A 17,434-nucleotide genomic window follows, 5' to 3' on the forward strand; every position below is an offset into this window, starting at 1 on the left:
CGCCACGAATGACCCCGCTCCCGAACAGCAGCACAAAGAGCAAACGCACCCCCGTCGGCTTCATGCATCACAGCGGATCACGCAACAGCGTGGCGGAACACTGAGCGGGCGAATGCTGCCTAGGCTGGTGTCGTTGTTTTCGCTGTGGCTGGCGCTGCTCCTTTCGGGCGGCACCGTAGCTGCGAGCGTGGCCGCGCCAGAGAGCCCGATCGAACTGCAGCGGGGCACCGTCACCACCACCATCGATGGCGTCACGCGCAGCGAGCCCGTCGAGCTTTCCTACCACTGGGACCGCCGCCACGGGGGCCGGCCCGGCAGTGCCACCTTCGACCTCCCGTTCACGCTCGACGCCACGCCCGAGGCGCCCTGGGGCATTTTCATTCCCCGCGCCGGCAGCGTCTTCGAGGTGCAACTCAACGGCGCGCTGCTGCAGGTCTACGGCGACATGGACCGCGGCAACCAGGCCGACTACGCCAAGGCGCCCATCTACGTGCCCGTGCCGGGGCATTTGCTGAGGAAGGGCGACAACCACCTGCGGATCAACCTGCGCGCCGACAGCGCAAGGCGCGCCGGCCTTTCCCGCGTGACCATCGGGCCGGCCACGCCGGTGCGCACCGAGTTTTTCGAGGGCGCCTATGCCTGGCGCTTCACCGGCTCGGTGCTGCTGACCGCCTTCAGCCTGATCGTCGGCGGCATCGCGCTGGCGCTGTGGCTGACGCAGGTCGAGATCGATGCCAACGGGCACACGCGGCGCGAAGGCATCTATTTCTGGGCCGCGCTGGCCGAGTTCTGCTGGGCCATCCGGGTGGCCGACGGGGTGATTCCCGAGCCGCCGCTCTCGTGGGGGCCGTGGGGCGTGCTCATGGCCGCCTGCTACGCGGGGTGGGCCGTCTCCGTCATGATGTTCGGCCTCCATATCGCCGGGTGGGGGCGGGCGCCGCGCCACCGATGGGTGCGCTGGCCCATGGGCGGCATCGTGCTCGGCACCGTGGTGTTCAGCGCGCTGTCGCTGTCCCGCGACGAGCCGCTGTGGCTGACCGGATGGCTTGCCGTCGAGATCGTGCTCATCTTCTCGTTCGTCGCGGCTTTTGTCGTGGCCACTGTTCGCAAGCCGAACACGGAGCAACTGCTGGTGGCGGGCGCCGCGCTGGTGACGGTGATGTTCGGCGCGCGCGACTGGCTGGTGATCCGGCTCAGCGACACCTATGGCGAAACCACCTGGGTGCGCTATTCGTCGGTGTTCTTCGGCGTGGCGCTGCTGCTGATCGTGCTGCGGCGCTTTCATGCCGCCAGCGTCCAGGCGCGCGGATCGGTTGCGGCGCTGGCCGAGCGCGTGGCCCAGCGCGAGCGCGAACTGGCGGCCACCTATGCAGAGCTCGAGGCGGCGGCGCGCGACCAGGCGCGCACCCACGAGCGCGAACGCATCCTGCGCGACATGCACGATGGGGTGGGCTCGCACATCAGTTCGGCGATCCGGCAACTGCAGTCGGGCCAGACCAGCTCGGGCGACCTGCTGCGCACGCTGCGCGATTCGCTGGACCAGCTCAAGCTGTCGATCGACTCGATTCACCTGCCGCCGGGCGACATCGGCGCGTTGCTCGCGGCGCTGCGCTACCGGCTGGAGCCCCGGCTGGCGGCGGCGGGCATCGAGTTCGAATGGGCGGTGGACGAGGTTGCGCCGGTGGAGCGGCTCGATGCCCAAGCCATGCGGCAACTGCAGTTCTTGCTGTTCGAGGCCATTTCGAATGTGCTGCAGCACGCCCACGCCAGCGTGCTGCGGATCGAGGCCGGCATGCGGGACGGTACGGTACAGCTGCGCGTGATCGACAACGGCCGGGGCTTCGACGCGGCGCATGCGCCCCGCTCGCTGGCCGAGCGCGCCGGGGCCATCGGTGCCCGCCTGGGGCTGGAAAGCCGACCGGGGCGCACGGTCGTTCAGCTCGGTTTCGACTGAAACGACTTGCGGGGCGGGGATAATCCGCCCCCATGTCTGCCGTGTTCAATCAGCCCTCCCTGGCGCGCCGTGTCGCGCCCATCTTCCAGGGCTTCGACGGCTTTCTGGCCTTCGCCGTGATGCTGCTGGCGTTTGCCGGGCTCGCCACCATGTATTCCTCGGGCTACGACCATGGCTCGCGATTCGTCGACCACGGCCGCAACATGCTGCTGGCGGGCTTCATCATGTTCGTGGTGGCGCAGGTGCCGCCGCAGCGGCTGATGATGTGCGCGGTGCCGCTCTACGCGGCGGGGGTGGCGCTGCTGGTGGCGGTGGCGCTGTTCGGCATCACCAAGAAGGGCGCCCAGCGCTGGATCAATGTCGGGGTGGTGATCCAGCCCAGCGAAATCCTGAAGATCGCGATGCCGCTGATGCTGGCCTGGTGGTTCCAGCGGCGCGAAGGCCAGTTGCGGCCGCTCGACTTCGTGGTGGCCACGGTGCTGCTGGCGGTGCCGGTCGGGCTCATCATGAAGCAGCCCGACCTGGGCACCTCGCTGCTGGTGCTGGCGGCCGGCATGGCGGTGATCTTCTTTGCAGGCCTGCCGTGGAAGCTGATCGTTCCGCCGGTGGTGATCGGCGCCATTGCGGTGACGCTGATCGTGAGCTTCGAGACAAGGCTGTGCGCCGACGGCGTCGACTGGCGGGTGCTGCACGACTACCAGAAGCAGCGCGTGTGCACGCTGCTCGACCCCAGCAAGGACCCGCTGGGCAAGGGCTTCCACATCATCCAGGGGATGATCGCCATCGGCTCGGGCGGCGTGGGCGGCAAGGGTTTCATGCAGGGCACGCAGACGCATCTGGAGTTCATTCCCGAGCGCACCACCGACTTCATCTTTGCCGCCTACTCCGAGGAGTTCGGGCTGATGGGCAACCTGGCGTTGATCGCGGCGTTCATCCTGCTGATCTTCCGCGGGCTGGCCATCGCCACCAACGCGACCACGCTGTTCTCGCGCCTGCTGGCGGGGGCGGTCACGATGATTTTCTTCACCTATGCCTTCGTCAACATGGGCATGGTGAGCGGCATCCTGCCGGTGGTGGGGGTGCCGCTGCCGTTCATCAGCTATGGCGGCACGGCCATGGTGACGCTGGGGCTGGGGCTGGGCATCCTGATGTCGATCGCCCGGGCGCGGAAGCTCGCCCAGAACTAGCGCCCCGGGAGTGTCCCAAGGGTGCTCCGAGTGTCCTTGGGGCGGCACGGAGGAGGGTGGCTGCCTAGAATGGCGCAATGATCTCTCGCGAACCCACCATCGAGCGCCTCGCCACGGCGCAACAGCTCCTGCTCACGCCCTTCGGCCTTGACGAATCGCACCTGAGCAAAGCCCTGGCCGAGATCACCTCGCACCGGGTGGACGACGCCGACCTGTACTTCCAGTACACGCGCAGCGAAGGCTGGAGCCTCGAGGAAGGCATCGTCAAGACCGGCAGCTTCAGCATCGACCAGGGCGTCGGCGTGCGCGCGGTCAGCGGCGAGAAAACCGCCTTTGCCTATTCGGACGACATCTCCGAGGCGTCGCTGCTCGATGCGGCCCGCACGGTGCGCTCCATTTCCTCCGCCGGCCGAACCGGTCGCGTGAAGACGCCGGCCCGCAAGATTGCATCGAGCCGCTCGCTCTACAACGGCGTCGACCCCATTTCCACACTCGACAGCACCGCCAAGGTGAAGCTGCTCGAGCGGGTCGAAAAGCTGGCCCGTTCGCGCGATCCGCGCGTGGCGCAGGTCATGGCCGGCCTGGCCAGCGAATACGACGTGATTCTGGTGGCGCGCGCCGACGGCACGCTGGCCGCCGACGTGCGTCCGCTGGTGCGCCTGTCGGTCACCGTCATCACCGAGCAGAACGGCCGCCGCGAAATCGGCTCGGGCGGCGGCGGTGGCCGATTCGGCCTGGCGTACTTCACCGACGAGCAGATTGCCGAGTACGTCGACCACGCCGTGAAAGCGGCGCTTACCAACCTGGAGGCCCGTCCGGCGCCTGCCGGCGAAATGACTGTGGTGCTCGGCTCCGGCTGGCCCGGCATCCTGCTGCACGAAGCCATCGGCCATGGGCTCGAAGGCGACTTCAACCGCAAGGGCTCCAGCGCCTTCGCGGGCCGCATCGGCCAGCGCGTGGCGGCCAAGGGCGTCACGGTGCTCGACGACGGCACGATCGCCGACCGCCGCGGCTCGCTCAACGTGGACGACGAAGGCAACGCCAGCCAGCGCAACGTGCTGATCGAAGACGGCATCCTCAAGGGCTACATCCAGGATTCGCTCAATGCGCGCCTCATGAAGGTCAAGCCCACGGGCAACGGCCGCCGCGAGAGCTACGCGCACGTGCCGATGCCGCGCATGACCAACACCTACATGCTCGGCGGCGACAAGGACCCGCAGGAAATCGTCGCCAGCATCAAGAAGGGCCTGTACGCCACCAACTTCGGCGGCGGGCAGGTCGACATCACGAGCGGCAAGTTCGTGTTCTCGGCCAGCGAGGCCTATTGGGTCGAGAACGGCAAGATCCAGTACCCGGTCAAGGGCGCGACCATCGTGGGCAACGGCCCCGACGCACTCACCCGCGTGACCATGATCGGCAACGACATGGCGCTCGATTCCGGCGTGGGCACCTGCGGCAAGGAGGGGCAGAGTGTGCCCGTGGGCGTGGGCCAGCCGACCCTTCGCATCGATGGGTTGACCGTCGGCGGAACGGCCTGAGGGCTTGTTAAGCTGCGCTCCTTCGTTTTTTCATCACAAGAAGGAGCATTCGATGAGGATCAGGATCAATTCGTCTGCGGCCCTGTGGGCTGCGACTGCCGTGGTGGTGCTGGCAAGCGCCGGTTGTGCCTCGCGTGGCGGCTCCGGCGCCAGCGAACCCGCGGCAGCGCCCGCTCCGGCAGCTGCCGCACCGGCGGCACCCGCACGCGGCGGCGCGAAGGCGGGCATGGACGCCCGCGGCAACGTGACCGATTCCTCGAAGGTCGAAGCCGGCAGCGGCCGCACCGTCAAGGGCCTGAACGGCTACGAAGGCGAGATCACCGGCACCCCGGCGCGCAACAGCAAGTTCACGCGCCTGCAGATCGGCATGAGCGCCAGGCAGGTCACCGACCTTGCCGGCCAGCCGACCGACCAGGGCGCCTACGTGACGGGCAAGGCCTTCATTCCGTTCTATTTCGGCAGCGACCGGCACCGTTTCGAGATGACCTACAAGGGCCAGGGACGGCTGATTTTCGCGGGTGGCGGCATGGGCGATTTCTCCAGCGGCAACCTGATCTGGATCATTCACAACCCCAACGAATCGGGCTACCGATAAACAACGCCGAGCCCGGTCGATTGACCGGGTTTTTGTTTTCCGTGCTACATTCCGCCCACATGTCCGCCCTCCGCGCTTATTTCTTTGCCTACTTTTGGTTCCCGGTTTCCGGCGGACGAGAGGCGAGCGCGTAAAGCAAACGAACACCCTCCCAAAACCGCCGGTGGCCTCAAGCCCCCGGCGGTTTTTTTATGCCCTGACGATATCCACTCCAACAAGGAAGCACCCATGAGCACGAACACTGCCCCCGCCAGCGACAGCTGGTATGCGAGCGTCGAAAAAACCAGCAAGACCGACGACGAACGCATCAAGGACATCAACGTGCTCCCCCCTCCCGAACATCTGATCCGCTTTTTCCCGATCCGGGGCACGGCCATTGAAACGCTGATCGAAGGCACCCGCCGGAACATCCACAACATCATGGCCGGCAAGGACGACCGGCTGCTGGTGATCATGGGCCCCTGCTCGATCCACGACCCGGCCGCCGCCGTCGAATACGCCAAGCGCCTGAAGGTCGAGCGCGAAAAATACGCCGGCACGCTCGAGATCGTGATGCGCGTGTACTTCGAGAAGCCGCGCACCACGGTCGGCTGGAAGGGCCTGATCAACGACCCGTACCTCGACGAAAGCTTCCGCATCGACGAAGGCCTGCGCATCGCGCGCCAGTTGCTGATTGACATCAACCGCCTTGGCCTGCCGGCGGGCAGCGAGTTCCTCGACGTGATCTCGCCGCAGTACATCGGCGACCTGATTGCATGGGGCGCCATCGGCGCGCGCACCACCGAAAGCCAGGTGCACCGCGAGCTGGCCTCGGGCCTGTCGGCACCGATCGGCTTCAAGAACGGCACCGACGGCAACATCCGCATCGCCACCGACGCCATCCAGGCGGCTGCGCGCGGCCACCACTTCCTGTCGGTTCACAAGAACGGCCAGGTCGCCATCGTGCAGACCAACGGCAACCGCGACTGCCACGTGATCCTGCGCGGTGGCAAGGCACCGAACTACGACGCGGCCAGCGTCGAAGCCGCCTGCAAGGACCTCGAAGCCGCCAAGCTGCCGCCCACGCTGATGGTCGATTGCAGCCACGCCAACAGTTCCAAGCAGCACCAGAAGCAGATCGACGTGGCCAAGGACATCGCGGGCCAGATCGCCGGCGGTTCGAACCGCGTGTTCGGCGTGATGGTCGAAAGCCACCTGCAGGCCGGTGCCCAGAAGTTCACGCCGGGCAAGGACCAGCTCTCGGGCCTCGAATACGGCAAGAGCATCACCGACGCCTGCATCGGCTGGGACGATTCGGTGCAGGTGCTCGAAACGCTGTCGCAGGCCGTCAAGCAGCGCCGCGGCTGAAGCGGGCGCTGGGCTCTGCCTGACTGGTCGTCAGAGCATTCCGGCCAGTTCGGGCCAGTGGTGCCGCATCGACGCAGCTTCGTCGCTGTCGGGCGGCACCATCGAGAAATCGGCAAAGTCGAAGCCTGGGCCGACCATGCAGGCGACCAGCGTGTAGTCGCCTGCCGTGTGGCCCTGGATCGGCCGGGCGGCCTGCCATTGGCCGGCCGGCACCACATGCTGGGGGCGCGTGCCGTGCGCATCGACCGGTCCCAGCCGCGTGTGGGCCGGCGCGGTGCGCATTGCCGCATCGCAAGTCCAGAGCGCCAGCGGCACGCCTTCGAGGTGCACCCAGACTTCATCGGACAGCACCCGGTGCCAGCGCGAATGCTGGCCCGCCTCAAGCAGGAAGTAGATGCTGGTCAGGGCATTGCGGGGCGGTCGGCCATCCGCGGGCGTGACGCTCGCGGCCGAGCGGAACACCTCGCTGTACCAGCCGCCCTCGGGGTGAGGCTGGAGTTTCAGGGTGTCGATCAGTTCGCGAGCGCGCATGGCGGTCATGGTGTCTCCGTGGCTCCGAGGGCCGAAAGCAGTTTCTCGTGCACGCCGCCGAAGCCGCCGTTGCTCATGCAGACGATGTGATCGCCGGGCCTTGCCGCCGCCACGATCTGCGCCAGCAACGGCTCGATGGCGCCCGCCACCTGCGCGCGCTCGCCCATCGGGGCCAGCGCGGCGGCGGCATCCCAGTCGAGCCCTGCCGTGTGGCAGAACGACAGGTCGGCCGATTCCAGGCTCCATGGCAGCTGGGCCGCCATCACGCCCAGCTTCATGGTGTTGCTGCGTGGCTCGAATGCCGCAAGGATGCGCTCACTTTTCTTGCCGGCCGCATCCAGCTTCTTGCGCAGGCCGTCGAGCGTGGTGCGGATGGCCGTCGGGTGGTGCGCGAAGTCGTCGTAGACGGTGATCGCGCCGCCGCTGCGCTCCACTGTGCCGCGCAGCTCCATGCGCCGGCGCACGTTGCGAAAACTGCCGAGCGCCCGGGCCGCATCGGCCGGCGAAACGCCCACGTGCTCGGCCGCGGCAATGGCGGCCAGCGCGTTCATCTGGTTGTGCAGGCCCGACAGCGCCCATTCGACGCGGCCCACCGCCTCGCCGCGGTACAGCACGTCGAAGGCGTCGTGCGAGCCGCGCGCCTGCCATTCGCTGTCAGGTCCACCCGGGCTGGGGGCACCGAAACGCGCCAGCCCGCTCCAGCAGCCCTGCGCCAGCACGCGCTGCAGGCTTTCTTCGGAGGCGTTCACCACCAGCCGCCCGGTGCTCGGCACGGTGCGCACGAGGTGGTGGAACTGGCGCTCGATGGCGGGCAGGTCGTCGAAGATGTCCGCGTGGTCGAACTCGAGGTTGTTGAGCACGGCCGTGCGCGGCCGGTAGTGCACGAACTTGCTGCGCTTGTCGAAGAAGGCGGTGTCGTACTCGTCGGCTTCGATCACGAAGGCCGCGCCGTCGCCCAGCCGCGCCGACACGCCGAAATCGAGCGGCACGCCGCCGACCAGGAAGCCGGGCGCCTTGCCGCCCTGTTCCAGCACCCAGGCCAGCATCGACGTGGTGGTGGTCTTGCCGTGCGTGCCGGCCACGGCCAGCACGTGGCGGCCCAGCAGCACATGCTCGGCCAGCCACTGTGGGCCGCTGGTGTAGGGCTTGCCGGCGTCCAGTATGGCTTCCATCAGCGGGAACTTGGGGCTCCCGTCGGCCAGCCGGGCGCGCGACACCACGTTGCCGACCACGAAAACGTCGGGCGAAAGGGCGAGCTGGTCTGCGCCGAAACCTTCGATCAGGTCGATGCCGAGAGCGCGCAACTGATCGCTCATCGGCGGGTACACGCCGGCGTCGCAGCCCGTGACCCGGTGGCCTGCTTCGCGCGCCAGGGCGGCCAACCCGCCCATGAACGTGCCGCAGATACCCAGAATATGAATGTGCATCGGTCGATTCTAGGTAAGCCCCATGCACGCGCCGCAGGGCGGCCCGGCCTTTGTCCTGCGGCCTGTACTGATGTTCGTGTGCGCGCCGTCTACTGCGGGCAAAATGCCTCGATGGACACGTCCAAGCGTGAAATTGCCGCCACCGCAGCCCGCCTCGTCGTCGAGGAAGGGCTGGAATATGGCCCGGCCAAGCGCCGCGCGCTGCGCGACCTGGGCCTCTCGGCCCGCACTGCGCTGCCGAACAACGACGAGGTCGAGGCCGAGGTGCGCGACTACATCGCGCTCTTCTGCGCCGACACCCAGCCCCAGGAACTGCATGTGCTGCGCCTGCTGGCGCTCGAGTGGATGGAGCGCATGGCGGCCTTTCGCCCTCATGTGGGCGGTGCCGTCTGGCACGGAACGGCCACCCGGTTGTCAGACATTTATATTCAGTTGTTCTGCGATGATTCCAAGTCGGCCGAAATCGCCCTGATCGATCACCACGTGGACTACGAGCCGCGCATGGTGACCGGCTTCCATGGCGAGCAGGTCGAGGCCTTGAGCGTGCATGCCCCGAGCCGGGCGCTCGGAGAGGAAATCGGGGTGCACCTGCTGGTCTATGACCTCGACGACCTGCGCGGGGCCCTGAAGCCCGATGCCCAGGGGCGCACGCCGCGCGGCGACCTGCCCGCATTGCGCCGACTGATTGAACGAGAAAAGGACAAGTGAATGACTTCTTCGCCCACACGACGCGGCATGCTGTATGCCGGCGTGGCGGTAGCGGCGACCGCCGCCGGGATCGGCGGTGCCTGGTGGAAGGAGCGCGGCGGCAGCAGCGTCGCCGCGGGCGGTGAAACGCTCGATGCGGCCTTCTGGGCCCAGAGCTTCGAGCGTCCCGAGGGCGGCGAGTTCGTCATGTCGAGCCTGCGCGGGAAGCCGCTGCTGCTCAACTTCTGGGCCACTTGGTGCCCGCCGTGCGTCGAAGAAATGCCCATGATCGACGCCTTTTTCCGTGAAAATGCCGCCAACGGATGGCAAGTGGTGGGATTGGCCATTGATCAACCCAGCTCTGTGCGCAAGTTCCTGCAACGCACGCCAGTCAGCTATCCGATCGGACTGGCCGGGTTGCAGGGCACGGAACTGGTCAAGAATCTGGGCAATACGGCGGGCGGGCTGCCCTTCACGCTGGTGCTGAACGGCGGCGGCCTGGTCGCGGCTCGTAAAATGGGCCAGCTCGCCACAGCCGACCTGGACACTTGGCGACGCGAACTTGTTCGTGGTTAGAATCCATTTCTTACGCTGGCGTTGAACGCCGAACGCTGAAAATCGCCGATTTTCAGCCAAGTTATATCCTAATGACCGGCAAAGCCGGCCCTGGAGTCCCATGGATCTGCGCAAACTCAAGACACTGATCGACCTGGTGTCCGAATCGAATATTTCCGAACTGGAAATCACCGAAACCGAAGGCAAGGTTCGCATCGTCAAGGGCGGCGGTGCCGCACCGGTGCAGTATGTGCAAACCCTGGCCGCCCCGCCCGCGGCTGCCGCCCCGGCCGCCGCCGGTGCACCCGCCGCGCCCAGCGCCCCGGTTGCCGAAGCCGCGCCCGCAGGCCATGCCGTCAAGTCGCCGATGGTCGGCACTTTTTACCGCTCGTCGAGCCCTGGCGCTCCGGCCTTCGTCGAAGTCGGCAGCAAGGTGAACGAGGGCGACACGGTCTGCATCATCGAAGCGATGAAGATCCTCAACGAAATCGAAGCCGACAAGTCCGGCACGATCACCCAGATCCTCGGCGAGAACGGCCAGGCGGTCGAATACGGACAGCCGTTGTTCATCATCGAGTGACCATGTTCAAGAAGATCCTGGTTGCAAACCGGGGGGAGATTGCCCTCCGGATTCAGCGCGCCTGCAGCGAAATGGGCATCAAGGCCGTCATGGTCTATTCCGAAGCCGATCGCGACGCCAAGTACGTCAAGCTGGCGCAGGAAGCCGTGTGCATCGGCCCCGCCCCGTCCGCGCTGAGCTATCTCAACATGCCGGCCATCATTTCGGCGGCCGAAGTGACCGATGCCGAAGCCATTCACCCCGGCTACGGTTTCCTGAGCGAAAACGCCAACTTCGCCGAACGCGTGGAGCAGAGCGGTTTCCAGTTCATCGGCCCGACGCCGGACAACATCCGCACGATGGGCGACAAGGTCTCGGCCAAGCAGGCCATGATCAAGGCCGGAGTGCCCTGCGTGCCCGGCTCCGAGGGTGAGCTCTCGGACGACGCCGCCACCAACAAGCGCATTGCCCGCGCGATCGGCTACCCGGTCATCATCAAGGCGGCGGGCGGCGGCGGTGGCCGCGGCATGCGCGTGGTGCACACCGAGGCGGCACTGGTCAATGCGATCCAGATGACCAAGGCGGAGGCCGGCGCGGCCTTCAGCAATCCGGCCGTGTACATGGAGAAGTTTCTCCAGAACCCGCGCCACATCGAGATCCAGATCCTCGCCGACAAGCACAAGAACGCCGTCTACCTGGGCGAGCGCGACTGCTCCATGCAGCGCCGCCACCAGAAGGTGATCGAGGAATCGCCGGCCCCCGGCATTCCGCGCAAGCTGATCGAGAAGATCGGCGAGCGTTGCGCAGCGGCCTGCAAGAAGATCGGCTACCGCGGCGCCGGCACCTTCGAGTTCCTCTACGAAAACGGCGAGTTCTACTTCATCGAGATGAACACGCGCGTGCAGGTGGAGCACCCGGTGACCGAGTTCACCACCGGCATCGACATCGTGAAGACGCAGATCATGGTGGCTGCCGGCGAAAAGCTGCCGTTCACGCAGCGCCAGATCGAGATGCGCGGCCACGCCATCGAGGTCCGCATCAACGCCGAGGACGCCTGGAAGTTCACGCCGTCGCCGGGCCGCATCACCATGTGGCACCCGCCGGGCGGCCCTGGCGTGCGCGTCGATTCGCATGCGTACACCAACTACTTCGTGCCCCCGAACTACGACTCGATGATCGGCAAGATCATCGTGTACGGCGACACGCGCGAGCAGGCCATGGCGCGCATGCGCACGGCGCTGAACGAGACCGTGATCGAAGGCATCCAGACCAACATCCCGCTGCACCGCGAGCTGATGGTCGACGCCAAGTTCATGAGCGGCGGCACCAACATCCATTACCTGGAAGAGTGGCTCGCGGCGCACAAGCGCTGAGCCCACGCACGACGCCATGTTCGAACTCCGCCTGATGGCGCCGGAAGACCGGGTCGAAGCGCTCAGCGACGCACTCGACGCACTCGATGCGTTGAGCGTGTCGGTCGAGGATGCCGATGCGCAGACCGACGCCGAGCAGGCGTTGTTCGGCGAGCCCGGCATGCCGCCGCCCAAGGAGGGCTGGCAGCGTTCGCGCGTGATCGCGCTGTTCCCCGACGAAGCGCTGGCAAAAGACGCCGCGTCGGTGCTCGCGCTGCAGGACTTTTTCGAAGGCTGCGCCGTGCTCGGCGTGGCGAACGTGCCCGAGCAAGACTGGGTGCGCCTGACGCAATCGCAGTTCGCGCCTGTCGAGATCACGCCCGAGTTCTGGATCGTGCCGACCTGGCACGAGCCGCCCGCGCAAGCCAGGCAGGTGATCCGGCTCGACCCGGGCCTGGCCTTCGGCACCGGCACGCACCCGACCACGCGCATGTGCCTGCGCTGGATTGCGACGCAGGGCACGCTGGGCAACCAGCGCGTGCTCGACTACGGCTGCGGCTCCGGCATCCTTGCCATCGGCGCGGCCAAGTTCGGCGCGACCGACATCGATGCGGTCGACATCGACGAGGCCGCCGTGTCGTCGACGCAGCTCAACGCCGAAGCCAATGGCGTCAGCCTGAAGGCCGGCCTGCCGGATGCGGCCAAGGGCCACTACGACACCGTGCTCGCCAACATCCTGGCCACGCCGCTCAAGGTGCTCGCACCGCTGCTGCGCAGCCACGTGAAGGCGGGTGGATCGCTGGTGCTGGCCGGCATCCTCGAGCGCCAGGCCGACGAGCTGAAGGAGGCGTACGCACCGTACGCCGCGCTGGAAGTCAGCGACAGCGAGGACGGCTGGATCCTCATGACGGCGCGCTGCTGAGGGGCGGCAGCCCCGTTTTTCGCGTCGCTCCGCACCCACTCACGCGGCGAGGGCTCAACCCTACAATCGCCCGGTCATGAGTCTCGTCACCCGCTGCCCCGCCTGCACCACCACCTTCAAGGTGGTGCGCGACCAGCTTCGCATCTCCGATGGCTGGGTGCGCTGTGGCCGGTGCAGCCATGTGTTCGACGCCACGCTCGATTTGCATGAAGCGCCTGATGGGGCGCCGGGTGCCTCACCAGGTGCGCTGAGCGCTCCAGTGAGTGCGCCGTCGCCGATGCCGGGTGGCTATATGCCCGGACTGGTCGAGCCGGCCCCGGCCGAAGCCAAGGCGGAGCCGTCGGCTGCGCCTGCATCGCTGCCTTCGTTGCCCGACCTGGCGCTGCACCAGCCAGAGCCAGAGCCTCAGCAGGCTGTGGAAGACGCCGACTTCTTCGATGACGAGCCCGAACAGCACGCACAGCCGGAAACTGCGCCGGTGCCGGCCTCCGAGCCCGCAACCGCAAGCGCGACCGAGCCGTCCGCCGCTGCGGCGGCTTCGCCTTCCCTCGATCCATCGTCTTCCGCATCGTTTGCGCTTCCTCCTTCGTTCTCGCTGTCCTTGCCCGAACACGGTATTGCCGCGGACGAGCCCTGGTCCGACCTCGACGTCAGCGAGCCCGCGTGGCGGCCGCCGGCGAGTTCGTTGCCGCCGTTCCCGAACATCGACCTGAATCTTGCGGCTCCCCCGCCTTCGCCTCCGCCGCCGGCACCGCCGTTGCCCGTGGCGCCGCGCATGAGGGTGCGCGCGCTGGTCGAGAGGGCCAGCGACGACGGGGAAGGGGAGCGCGAGCAGCAAGAGAAAGACCACGACCAGGTGCAGATGCAGAAAGCGCTGCGCCGGGCTCGCATCAAGTCGGCCAAGATCGCCACGGCCAAGGCCCGCGAGGAGCGCGCTGCCGCGAAGGCGTCGGCCGCCGTGGTGGCGGTCCAGAGCGAGCCCGATTTTTCGCTGTCGGCGCCCTTCGAGGCGCCAGAGGGCCATCCCTTCGCCGAAGAAGACGAGGCCACCGAAAAGCCGGTGGGCTTCTGGCAGCGCAAGAGCGTGCGTGCCTTGCTGGTCCTGTTGGTGCTGCTGGCGCTTCTGCTGCTTGCGGTGCAGGTCATTCGCCATGAGCGCGATGGCATTGCCGCGCGCCAACCCAGCCTGCGCCCCGCACTCGCCGCGCTGTGCCAGTACACGGGCTGCGAGCTCGCGGCGCTGCGCCAGATCGGCGACATCGTGATCGAAGGCGCGGCCTTCGCGCGCGAGAAGAGCGGCGGCAACGACTACCGCCTGAGCTTCACCTTGCGCAACGGCGCCACCGTGCCGCTCGCGATGCCGGCCGTCGAGCTGTCGCTGCTCGACACGCAAGAGCGGGCCGTGGTGCGCCGCGTGCTGACGCCGGCGGACTACGGCGCACCGGCCGTGCTGGCGGCGCGCGCCGACCGTGCGGCCTCGCTGCCGTTGACCCTGTCCGCGACGGAGGCCGCGGCGCTGCCGCCCATAGCGGGCTACCGCGTCGAAGCCTTCTATCCCTAGTCGGACGTCGCTTGCGCGCCGTCCTTTCTTCTTTCATCCAATTTCTACCCAACAAACGGTCCACCCATGGCAGCAGTGATTTGCGGTTCCCTCGCGTTCGACACCATCATGACTTTCGAGGGCCGGTTCGCCGACCAGATTCTTCCGGACCAGTTGCACATCCTGAATGTGTCGTTCCTCGTGCCGACCCTGCGGCGCGACTTCGGCGGCTGCGCCGGCAACATCGCATACAGCCTCAATGCGCTGGGCGGCAATGCCTTGCCGATGGCCACGCTCGGCACCGACGGCGCGGACTACATCGAGCGCATGCGCACACTGGGCATCAGCACGGAGTTCGTGCGCCAGCTCGAAGGCACGTTCACCGCGCAGGCGATGATCATGAGCGACGTCGACAACAACCAGATCACCGCCTTCCACCCCGGTGCAATGCAGCAGGCGCACGTGACGCAGGTGTCCGCGCGCGAAGACATCAAGCTCGGCATCGTCGCGCCCGATGGCCGCGAAGCGATGCTGCAACACGCGGAGCAGTTTGCCGCCGCCGGCATTCCCTTCGTGTTCGATCCGGGTCAGGGCCTGCCGATGTTCGACGGCGAGGCGCTCAGGCATTTCGTGGAGCTCGCGAGTTGGGTCGTGGTGAATGACTACGAGGGCAAGATGCTGTCGCAGCGCACCGGCTGGAGCCTGGCCGAGATCTCGCAGCGCGTGCGCGGCCTGGTGGTCACGCTGGCGGCCGAGGGCTGTGAAATCTGGATCGGCGGCGAACGCGAGCACGTGCCTGGCGTGGTCGCGACCGAGGTGGTCGAGCCCACCGGCTGCGGCGACGCATGGCGTGGCGCGCTGCTGTTCGGCCTCGAAAAGGGTTGGCCGCTCGCGCAATGCGCGGCACTGGGCAATCGCGTCGGTGCGATCAAGATCGCGCAGCGTGGGCCGCAGAACTACCAGATCGATCGCAAGGCGCTGGGCCTGTAAGAACCGCGCGCAAGCACGGGCCGGTTCGCCGGCTTGCTTGCTGCCTGGGCGCTAGCAACCGGCGCCAATAAAAAAGCCCGACACCGTGAGGTGCCGGGCTTTGCGCCTTCAAGGCCGCTGAGAAACTCAGGGCTTGCTGGCCGTCGGGAACGGCCAGGCTGCCTGGGGATTCAGCGTCGTTTGCGCCGCGGGAGCGGGCGCTACGGCTGCCTTGGCGGGCGCTGCAGCTTTGGCTGCCTTCTTTGCTGCGGGCTTCTTGGCCGCAGCAGCAGGCTTGGCGGCAGCGGCAGGCTTGGCAGCGGGCTTTTTCGCGGCTTTCTTGGCCGCAGCCTTTTTCGCCGGGGCCTTCTTGGCAGCAGCCTTCTTCGCAGGCGCCTTCTTGGCGGCGGCCTTCTTGGCAGGCGCCTTCTTTGCAGCGGCCTTCTTCGCCGGAGCCTTCTTCGCTACGGCCTTCTTTGCCGGAGCCTTCTTGGCGGCGGCCTTCTTTGCCGGAGCTGCCTTCTTGGCGGCTACCTTCTTCGCCGGAGCTGCCTTCTTGGCGGCTACCTTCTTCGCTGCGACCTTCTTGGCCGGAGCCTTCTTCGCAGCTACCTTCTTGGCGGGAGCCTTCTTAGCAGCCACGACCTTCTTTGCCGGAGCCTTCTTTGCAGCGGCTTTCTTAGCCGGCGCTTTCTTTGCAGTTGCCATTTCTATTTCTCCTTGATCAAGTTGAAAAAATCAACCTATTGAAGCACTCCACGCACGTTGGGAGCGTGAAGCGATTCATGGCGTTGGAATCTGAGCCCCAGCACCATGAACACCTGAGCCCTCGTCCATGCCGCGCTCTTTGGCGCGATCGGTGGCAAGGGCAATTCTTGAATTCATTAATTCTTGTCGGAAAGATTCAATCCCAGGAGAGCGCACCACCCGACTGGTACTCGATCACGCGGGTTTCGAAAAAGTTGCGCTCTTTCTTCAGGTCAATCATTTCGCTCATCCAGGGGAACGGGTTTTCTTCGTTCGGGAAAAGCGTTTCGAGGCCGATCTGCTGTGCACGCCGGTTGGCAATGTAGCGCAGGTAGCCCTTGAACATGGAGGCATTCATGCCGAGCACGCCACGTGGCATGGTGTCTTCGGCGTATTTGTACTCGAGCTCGACGGCCTTCATGAAGAGGTCCTTGATCTCGGCCTTGAACTCTGCAGTCCAGAGGCCGGGGTTCTCGAGCTTGAGCTGGTTGATCAGGTCGATGCCGAAGTTGCAGTGCATCGACTCGTCGCGCAGGATGTACTGGTACTGCTCGGCGGCGCCGGTCATCTTGTTCTGGCGGCCCAGCGCAAGAATCTGCGTGAAGCCGACGTAGAAGAACAGGCCTTCCATCAGGCAGGCGAACACGATGAGCGACTTGAGCAGCGTCTGGTCGGTTTCGTGCGTGCCGGTCTTGAAGTGCGGGTCGCTGATGGCGTCGATGAACGGGAGCAGGAACTGGTCCTTCTCGCGGATCGATTGCACTTCGTTGTAGGCGTTGAAGATCTCGCTTTCGTCCAGGCCGAGCGACTCGACGATGTACTGGTACGCGTGCGTGTGGATCGCTTCTTCAAAAGCCTGGCGCAGCAGGAACTGGCGGCATTCGGGCGCCGTGATGTGGCGGTAGGTGCCCAGCACGATGTTGTTGGCGGCCAGCGAATCGGCGGTCACGAAGAAGCCGAGGTTCCGCTTGACGATGCGGCGCTCGTCTTCGGTCAGGCCGTTCGGGTCTTTCCACAACGCGATGTCGCGCGTCATGTTCACTTCCTGCGGCATCCAGTGGTTGGCGCAGGTGGCGAGGTATTTTTCCCAGGCCCACTTGTACTTGAACGGCACCAGCTGGTTGACGTCGGTCTGGCCGTTGATGATGCGCTTGTCGGAAGCCTTGACGCGCTGGGCGACAGCGGGAACCGCGGCGGCGGTTGCGGCCGGTGCGACCTGACGCAACGGCGCGGCGCCGTCATCGAACGTGCGCAGCGTGGGTTGTGCAATCGACGAAGTCGGAGCATCCACCGAACGGCCCGCGGGCAAGCCGCTGGTCGATGCGTTGTGGTGCTGCAATCCTTGTTGCATATCCTTTGGTAAGGAGGGCTTGACTTCTTCGTCCCAGGTCAACATAGAAAAATCCAATGCTCAAATTATCGGAGTAACGATGTAAGTTGCAAAGTGCTCGTTCACATCGCGCTCCATTTATGTGGTTGTTATGTTGCTCGCATGCATCGCGCGATGTCAGTCAATGCCTTCAT

At 66.2% G+C, this 17,434-nt stretch carries 16 protein-coding genes; 12 read left to right on the plus strand and 4 right to left on the minus strand.

Going from position 1 to position 17,434, the window contains the following annotated elements; genetic code table 11:
- The first annotated feature begins 112 nt into the window (after positions 1-112).
- The 5 genes from DBV14_RS27575 (at position 113) to DBV14_RS27595 (ending at position 6,621) form a co-directional block, all read left to right on the plus strand.
- Positions 113-1,954 (plus strand): ATP-binding protein, encoded by a 1,842-nt coding sequence (locus DBV14_RS27575; RefSeq protein ID WP_124464169.1) that lies wholly within the window; start codon positions 113-115, stop codon positions 1,952-1,954.
- 32 nt (positions 1,955-1,986) lie between these two features.
- A complete protein-coding gene (gene rodA / locus DBV14_RS27580; RefSeq protein ID WP_124464171.1) occupies positions 1,987-3,141 on the plus strand; it encodes a rod shape-determining protein RodA in 1,155 nt (384 codons plus the stop codon).
- 77 nt (positions 3,142-3,218) lie between these two features.
- On the plus strand, positions 3,219-4,679 hold the full coding sequence (tldD, locus tag DBV14_RS27585) for a metalloprotease TldD (RefSeq protein WP_124464173.1): 1,461 nt from the start codon (positions 3,219-3,221) through the stop codon (positions 4,677-4,679).
- Between the two features lie 52 nt (positions 4,680-4,731).
- The gene (locus DBV14_RS27590) at positions 4,732-5,274 is read left to right on the plus strand and encodes a hypothetical protein (protein ID WP_124464174.1); all 543 of its coding nucleotides are present in this window, start codon (positions 4,732-4,734) and stop codon (positions 5,272-5,274) included.
- Between the two features lie 228 nt (positions 5,275-5,502).
- On the plus strand, positions 5,503-6,621 hold the full coding sequence (locus DBV14_RS27595; RefSeq protein ID WP_124464176.1) for a 3-deoxy-7-phosphoheptulonate synthase: 1,119 nt from the start codon (positions 5,503-5,505) through the stop codon (positions 6,619-6,621).
- Positions 6,622-6,651: 30 nt separating this feature from the next.
- On the opposite strand, the gene DBV14_RS27600 is transcribed toward DBV14_RS27595, so the two are convergent.
- Together DBV14_RS27600 and mpl are read right to left on the minus strand one after the other, a co-directional pair.
- Positions 6,652-7,161 carry a cupin domain-containing protein gene (locus DBV14_RS27600; RefSeq protein WP_124464178.1) on the minus strand — a complete coding sequence of 170 codons (510 nt, stop codon included), beginning with the start codon at positions 7,159-7,161 and terminating at the stop codon, positions 6,652-6,654.
- Entirely contained in the window at positions 7,158-8,579 is a 1,422-nt protein-coding gene (gene mpl / locus DBV14_RS27605) for a UDP-N-acetylmuramate:L-alanyl-gamma-D-glutamyl-meso-diaminopimelate ligase (RefSeq protein ID WP_124464180.1), read from the minus strand. The genes DBV14_RS27600 and mpl overlap by 4 nt, the downstream gene beginning before the upstream one ends.
- A 111-nt stretch (positions 8,580-8,690) precedes the next feature.
- On the opposite strand from mpl, the gene DBV14_RS27610 reads away from it, so the two are divergent.
- From DBV14_RS27610 to DBV14_RS27640, 7 genes are all read left to right on the plus strand, one after another.
- Positions 8,691-9,287 (plus strand): hypothetical protein, encoded by a 597-nt coding sequence (locus tag DBV14_RS27610; RefSeq protein WP_124464182.1) that lies wholly within the window; start codon positions 8,691-8,693, stop codon positions 9,285-9,287.
- On the plus strand, positions 9,288-9,842 hold the full coding sequence (locus tag DBV14_RS27615) for a TlpA disulfide reductase family protein (protein WP_124464184.1): 555 nt from the start codon (positions 9,288-9,290) through the stop codon (positions 9,840-9,842).
- Positions 9,843-9,942: 100 nt separating this feature from the next.
- Entirely contained in the window at positions 9,943-10,401 is a 459-nt protein-coding gene (gene accB / locus DBV14_RS27620) for an acetyl-CoA carboxylase biotin carboxyl carrier protein (RefSeq protein WP_124464186.1), read from the plus strand.
- A 2-nt stretch (positions 10,402-10,403) separates the two neighbouring features.
- The gene (gene accC, locus DBV14_RS27625; RefSeq protein WP_013539470.1) at positions 10,404-11,753 is read left to right on the plus strand and encodes an acetyl-CoA carboxylase biotin carboxylase subunit; all 1,350 of its coding nucleotides are present in this window, start codon (positions 10,404-10,406) and stop codon (positions 11,751-11,753) included.
- A gap of 16 nt (positions 11,754-11,769) precedes the next feature.
- Entirely contained in the window at positions 11,770-12,654 is an 885-nt protein-coding gene (prmA, locus tag DBV14_RS27630; protein ID WP_124464188.1) for a 50S ribosomal protein L11 methyltransferase, read from the plus strand.
- 76 nt (positions 12,655-12,730) lie between these two features.
- Positions 12,731-14,215, plus strand: a complete 1,485-nt coding sequence (locus DBV14_RS27635; protein WP_124464190.1) for a zinc-ribbon and DUF3426 domain-containing protein — start codon at positions 12,731-12,733, stop codon at positions 14,213-14,215.
- A 66-nt stretch (positions 14,216-14,281) separates the two neighbouring features.
- On the plus strand, positions 14,282-15,184 hold the full coding sequence (locus tag DBV14_RS27640) for a carbohydrate kinase family protein (protein WP_124464193.1): 903 nt from the start codon (positions 14,282-14,284) through the stop codon (positions 15,182-15,184).
- A gap of 126 nt (positions 15,185-15,310) precedes the next feature.
- Here the strand turns inward: DBV14_RS27640 and DBV14_RS27645 are convergent, their stop codons facing one another.
- The gene (locus DBV14_RS27645) at positions 15,311-15,871 is read right to left on the minus strand and encodes a histone H1-like DNA-binding protein (protein ID WP_124464195.1); all 561 of its coding nucleotides are present in this window, start codon (positions 15,869-15,871) and stop codon (positions 15,311-15,313) included.
- A 196-nt stretch (positions 15,872-16,067) separates the two neighbouring features.
- Positions 16,068-17,306 (minus strand): ribonucleotide-diphosphate reductase subunit beta, encoded by a 1,239-nt coding sequence (locus DBV14_RS27650; RefSeq protein ID WP_124464197.1) that lies wholly within the window; start codon positions 17,304-17,306, stop codon positions 16,068-16,070.
- Positions 17,307-17,434 lie beyond the last annotated feature (128 nt).

It is taken from the genome of Variovorax sp. KBW07, from assembly GCF_003852515.1.
In the GTDB taxonomy this organism is placed as follows: Bacteria; Pseudomonadota; Gammaproteobacteria; order Burkholderiales; family Burkholderiaceae_C; genus Variovorax.

Bases quoted from the DNA above. Each gene is read 5' to 3' on its own strand.
- DBV14_RS27575 (WP_124464169.1), top strand. From the start codon at position 113: ATGCTGCCTAGGCTGGTGTCGTTGTTTTCGCTGTGGCTGGCGCTGCTC.
- rodA (WP_124464171.1), top strand. From the start codon at position 1,987: ATGTCTGCCGTGTTCAATCAGCCCTCCCTGGCGCGCCGTGTCGCGCCC.
- tldD (WP_124464173.1), top strand. From the start codon at position 3,219: ATGATCTCTCGCGAACCCACCATCGAGCGCCTCGCCACGGCGCAACAG.
- DBV14_RS27590 (WP_124464174.1), top strand. From the start codon at position 4,732: ATGAGGATCAGGATCAATTCGTCTGCGGCCCTGTGGGCTGCGACTGCC.
- DBV14_RS27595 (WP_124464176.1), top strand. From the start codon at position 5,503: ATGAGCACGAACACTGCCCCCGCCAGCGACAGCTGGTATGCGAGCGTC.
- DBV14_RS27600 (WP_124464178.1), bottom strand. From the start codon at position 7,161: ATGACCGCCATGCGCGCTCGCGAACTGATCGACACCCTGAAACTCCAG.
- mpl (WP_124464180.1), bottom strand. From the start codon at position 8,579: ATGCACATTCATATTCTGGGTATCTGCGGCACGTTCATGGGCGGGTTG.
- DBV14_RS27610 (WP_124464182.1), top strand. From the start codon at position 8,691: ATGGACACGTCCAAGCGTGAAATTGCCGCCACCGCAGCCCGCCTCGTC.
- DBV14_RS27615 (WP_124464184.1), top strand. From the start codon at position 9,288: ATGACTTCTTCGCCCACACGACGCGGCATGCTGTATGCCGGCGTGGCG.
- accB (WP_124464186.1), top strand. From the start codon at position 9,943: ATGGATCTGCGCAAACTCAAGACACTGATCGACCTGGTGTCCGAATCG.
- accC (WP_013539470.1), top strand. From the start codon at position 10,404: ATGTTCAAGAAGATCCTGGTTGCAAACCGGGGGGAGATTGCCCTCCGG.
- prmA (WP_124464188.1), top strand. From the start codon at position 11,770: ATGTTCGAACTCCGCCTGATGGCGCCGGAAGACCGGGTCGAAGCGCTC.
- DBV14_RS27635 (WP_124464190.1), top strand. From the start codon at position 12,731: ATGAGTCTCGTCACCCGCTGCCCCGCCTGCACCACCACCTTCAAGGTG.
- DBV14_RS27640 (WP_124464193.1), top strand. From the start codon at position 14,282: ATGGCAGCAGTGATTTGCGGTTCCCTCGCGTTCGACACCATCATGACT.
- DBV14_RS27645 (WP_124464195.1), bottom strand. From the start codon at position 15,871: ATGGCAACTGCAAAGAAAGCGCCGGCTAAGAAAGCCGCTGCAAAGAAG.
- DBV14_RS27650 (WP_124464197.1), bottom strand. From the start codon at position 17,306: ATGTTGACCTGGGACGAAGAAGTCAAGCCCTCCTTACCAAAGGATATG.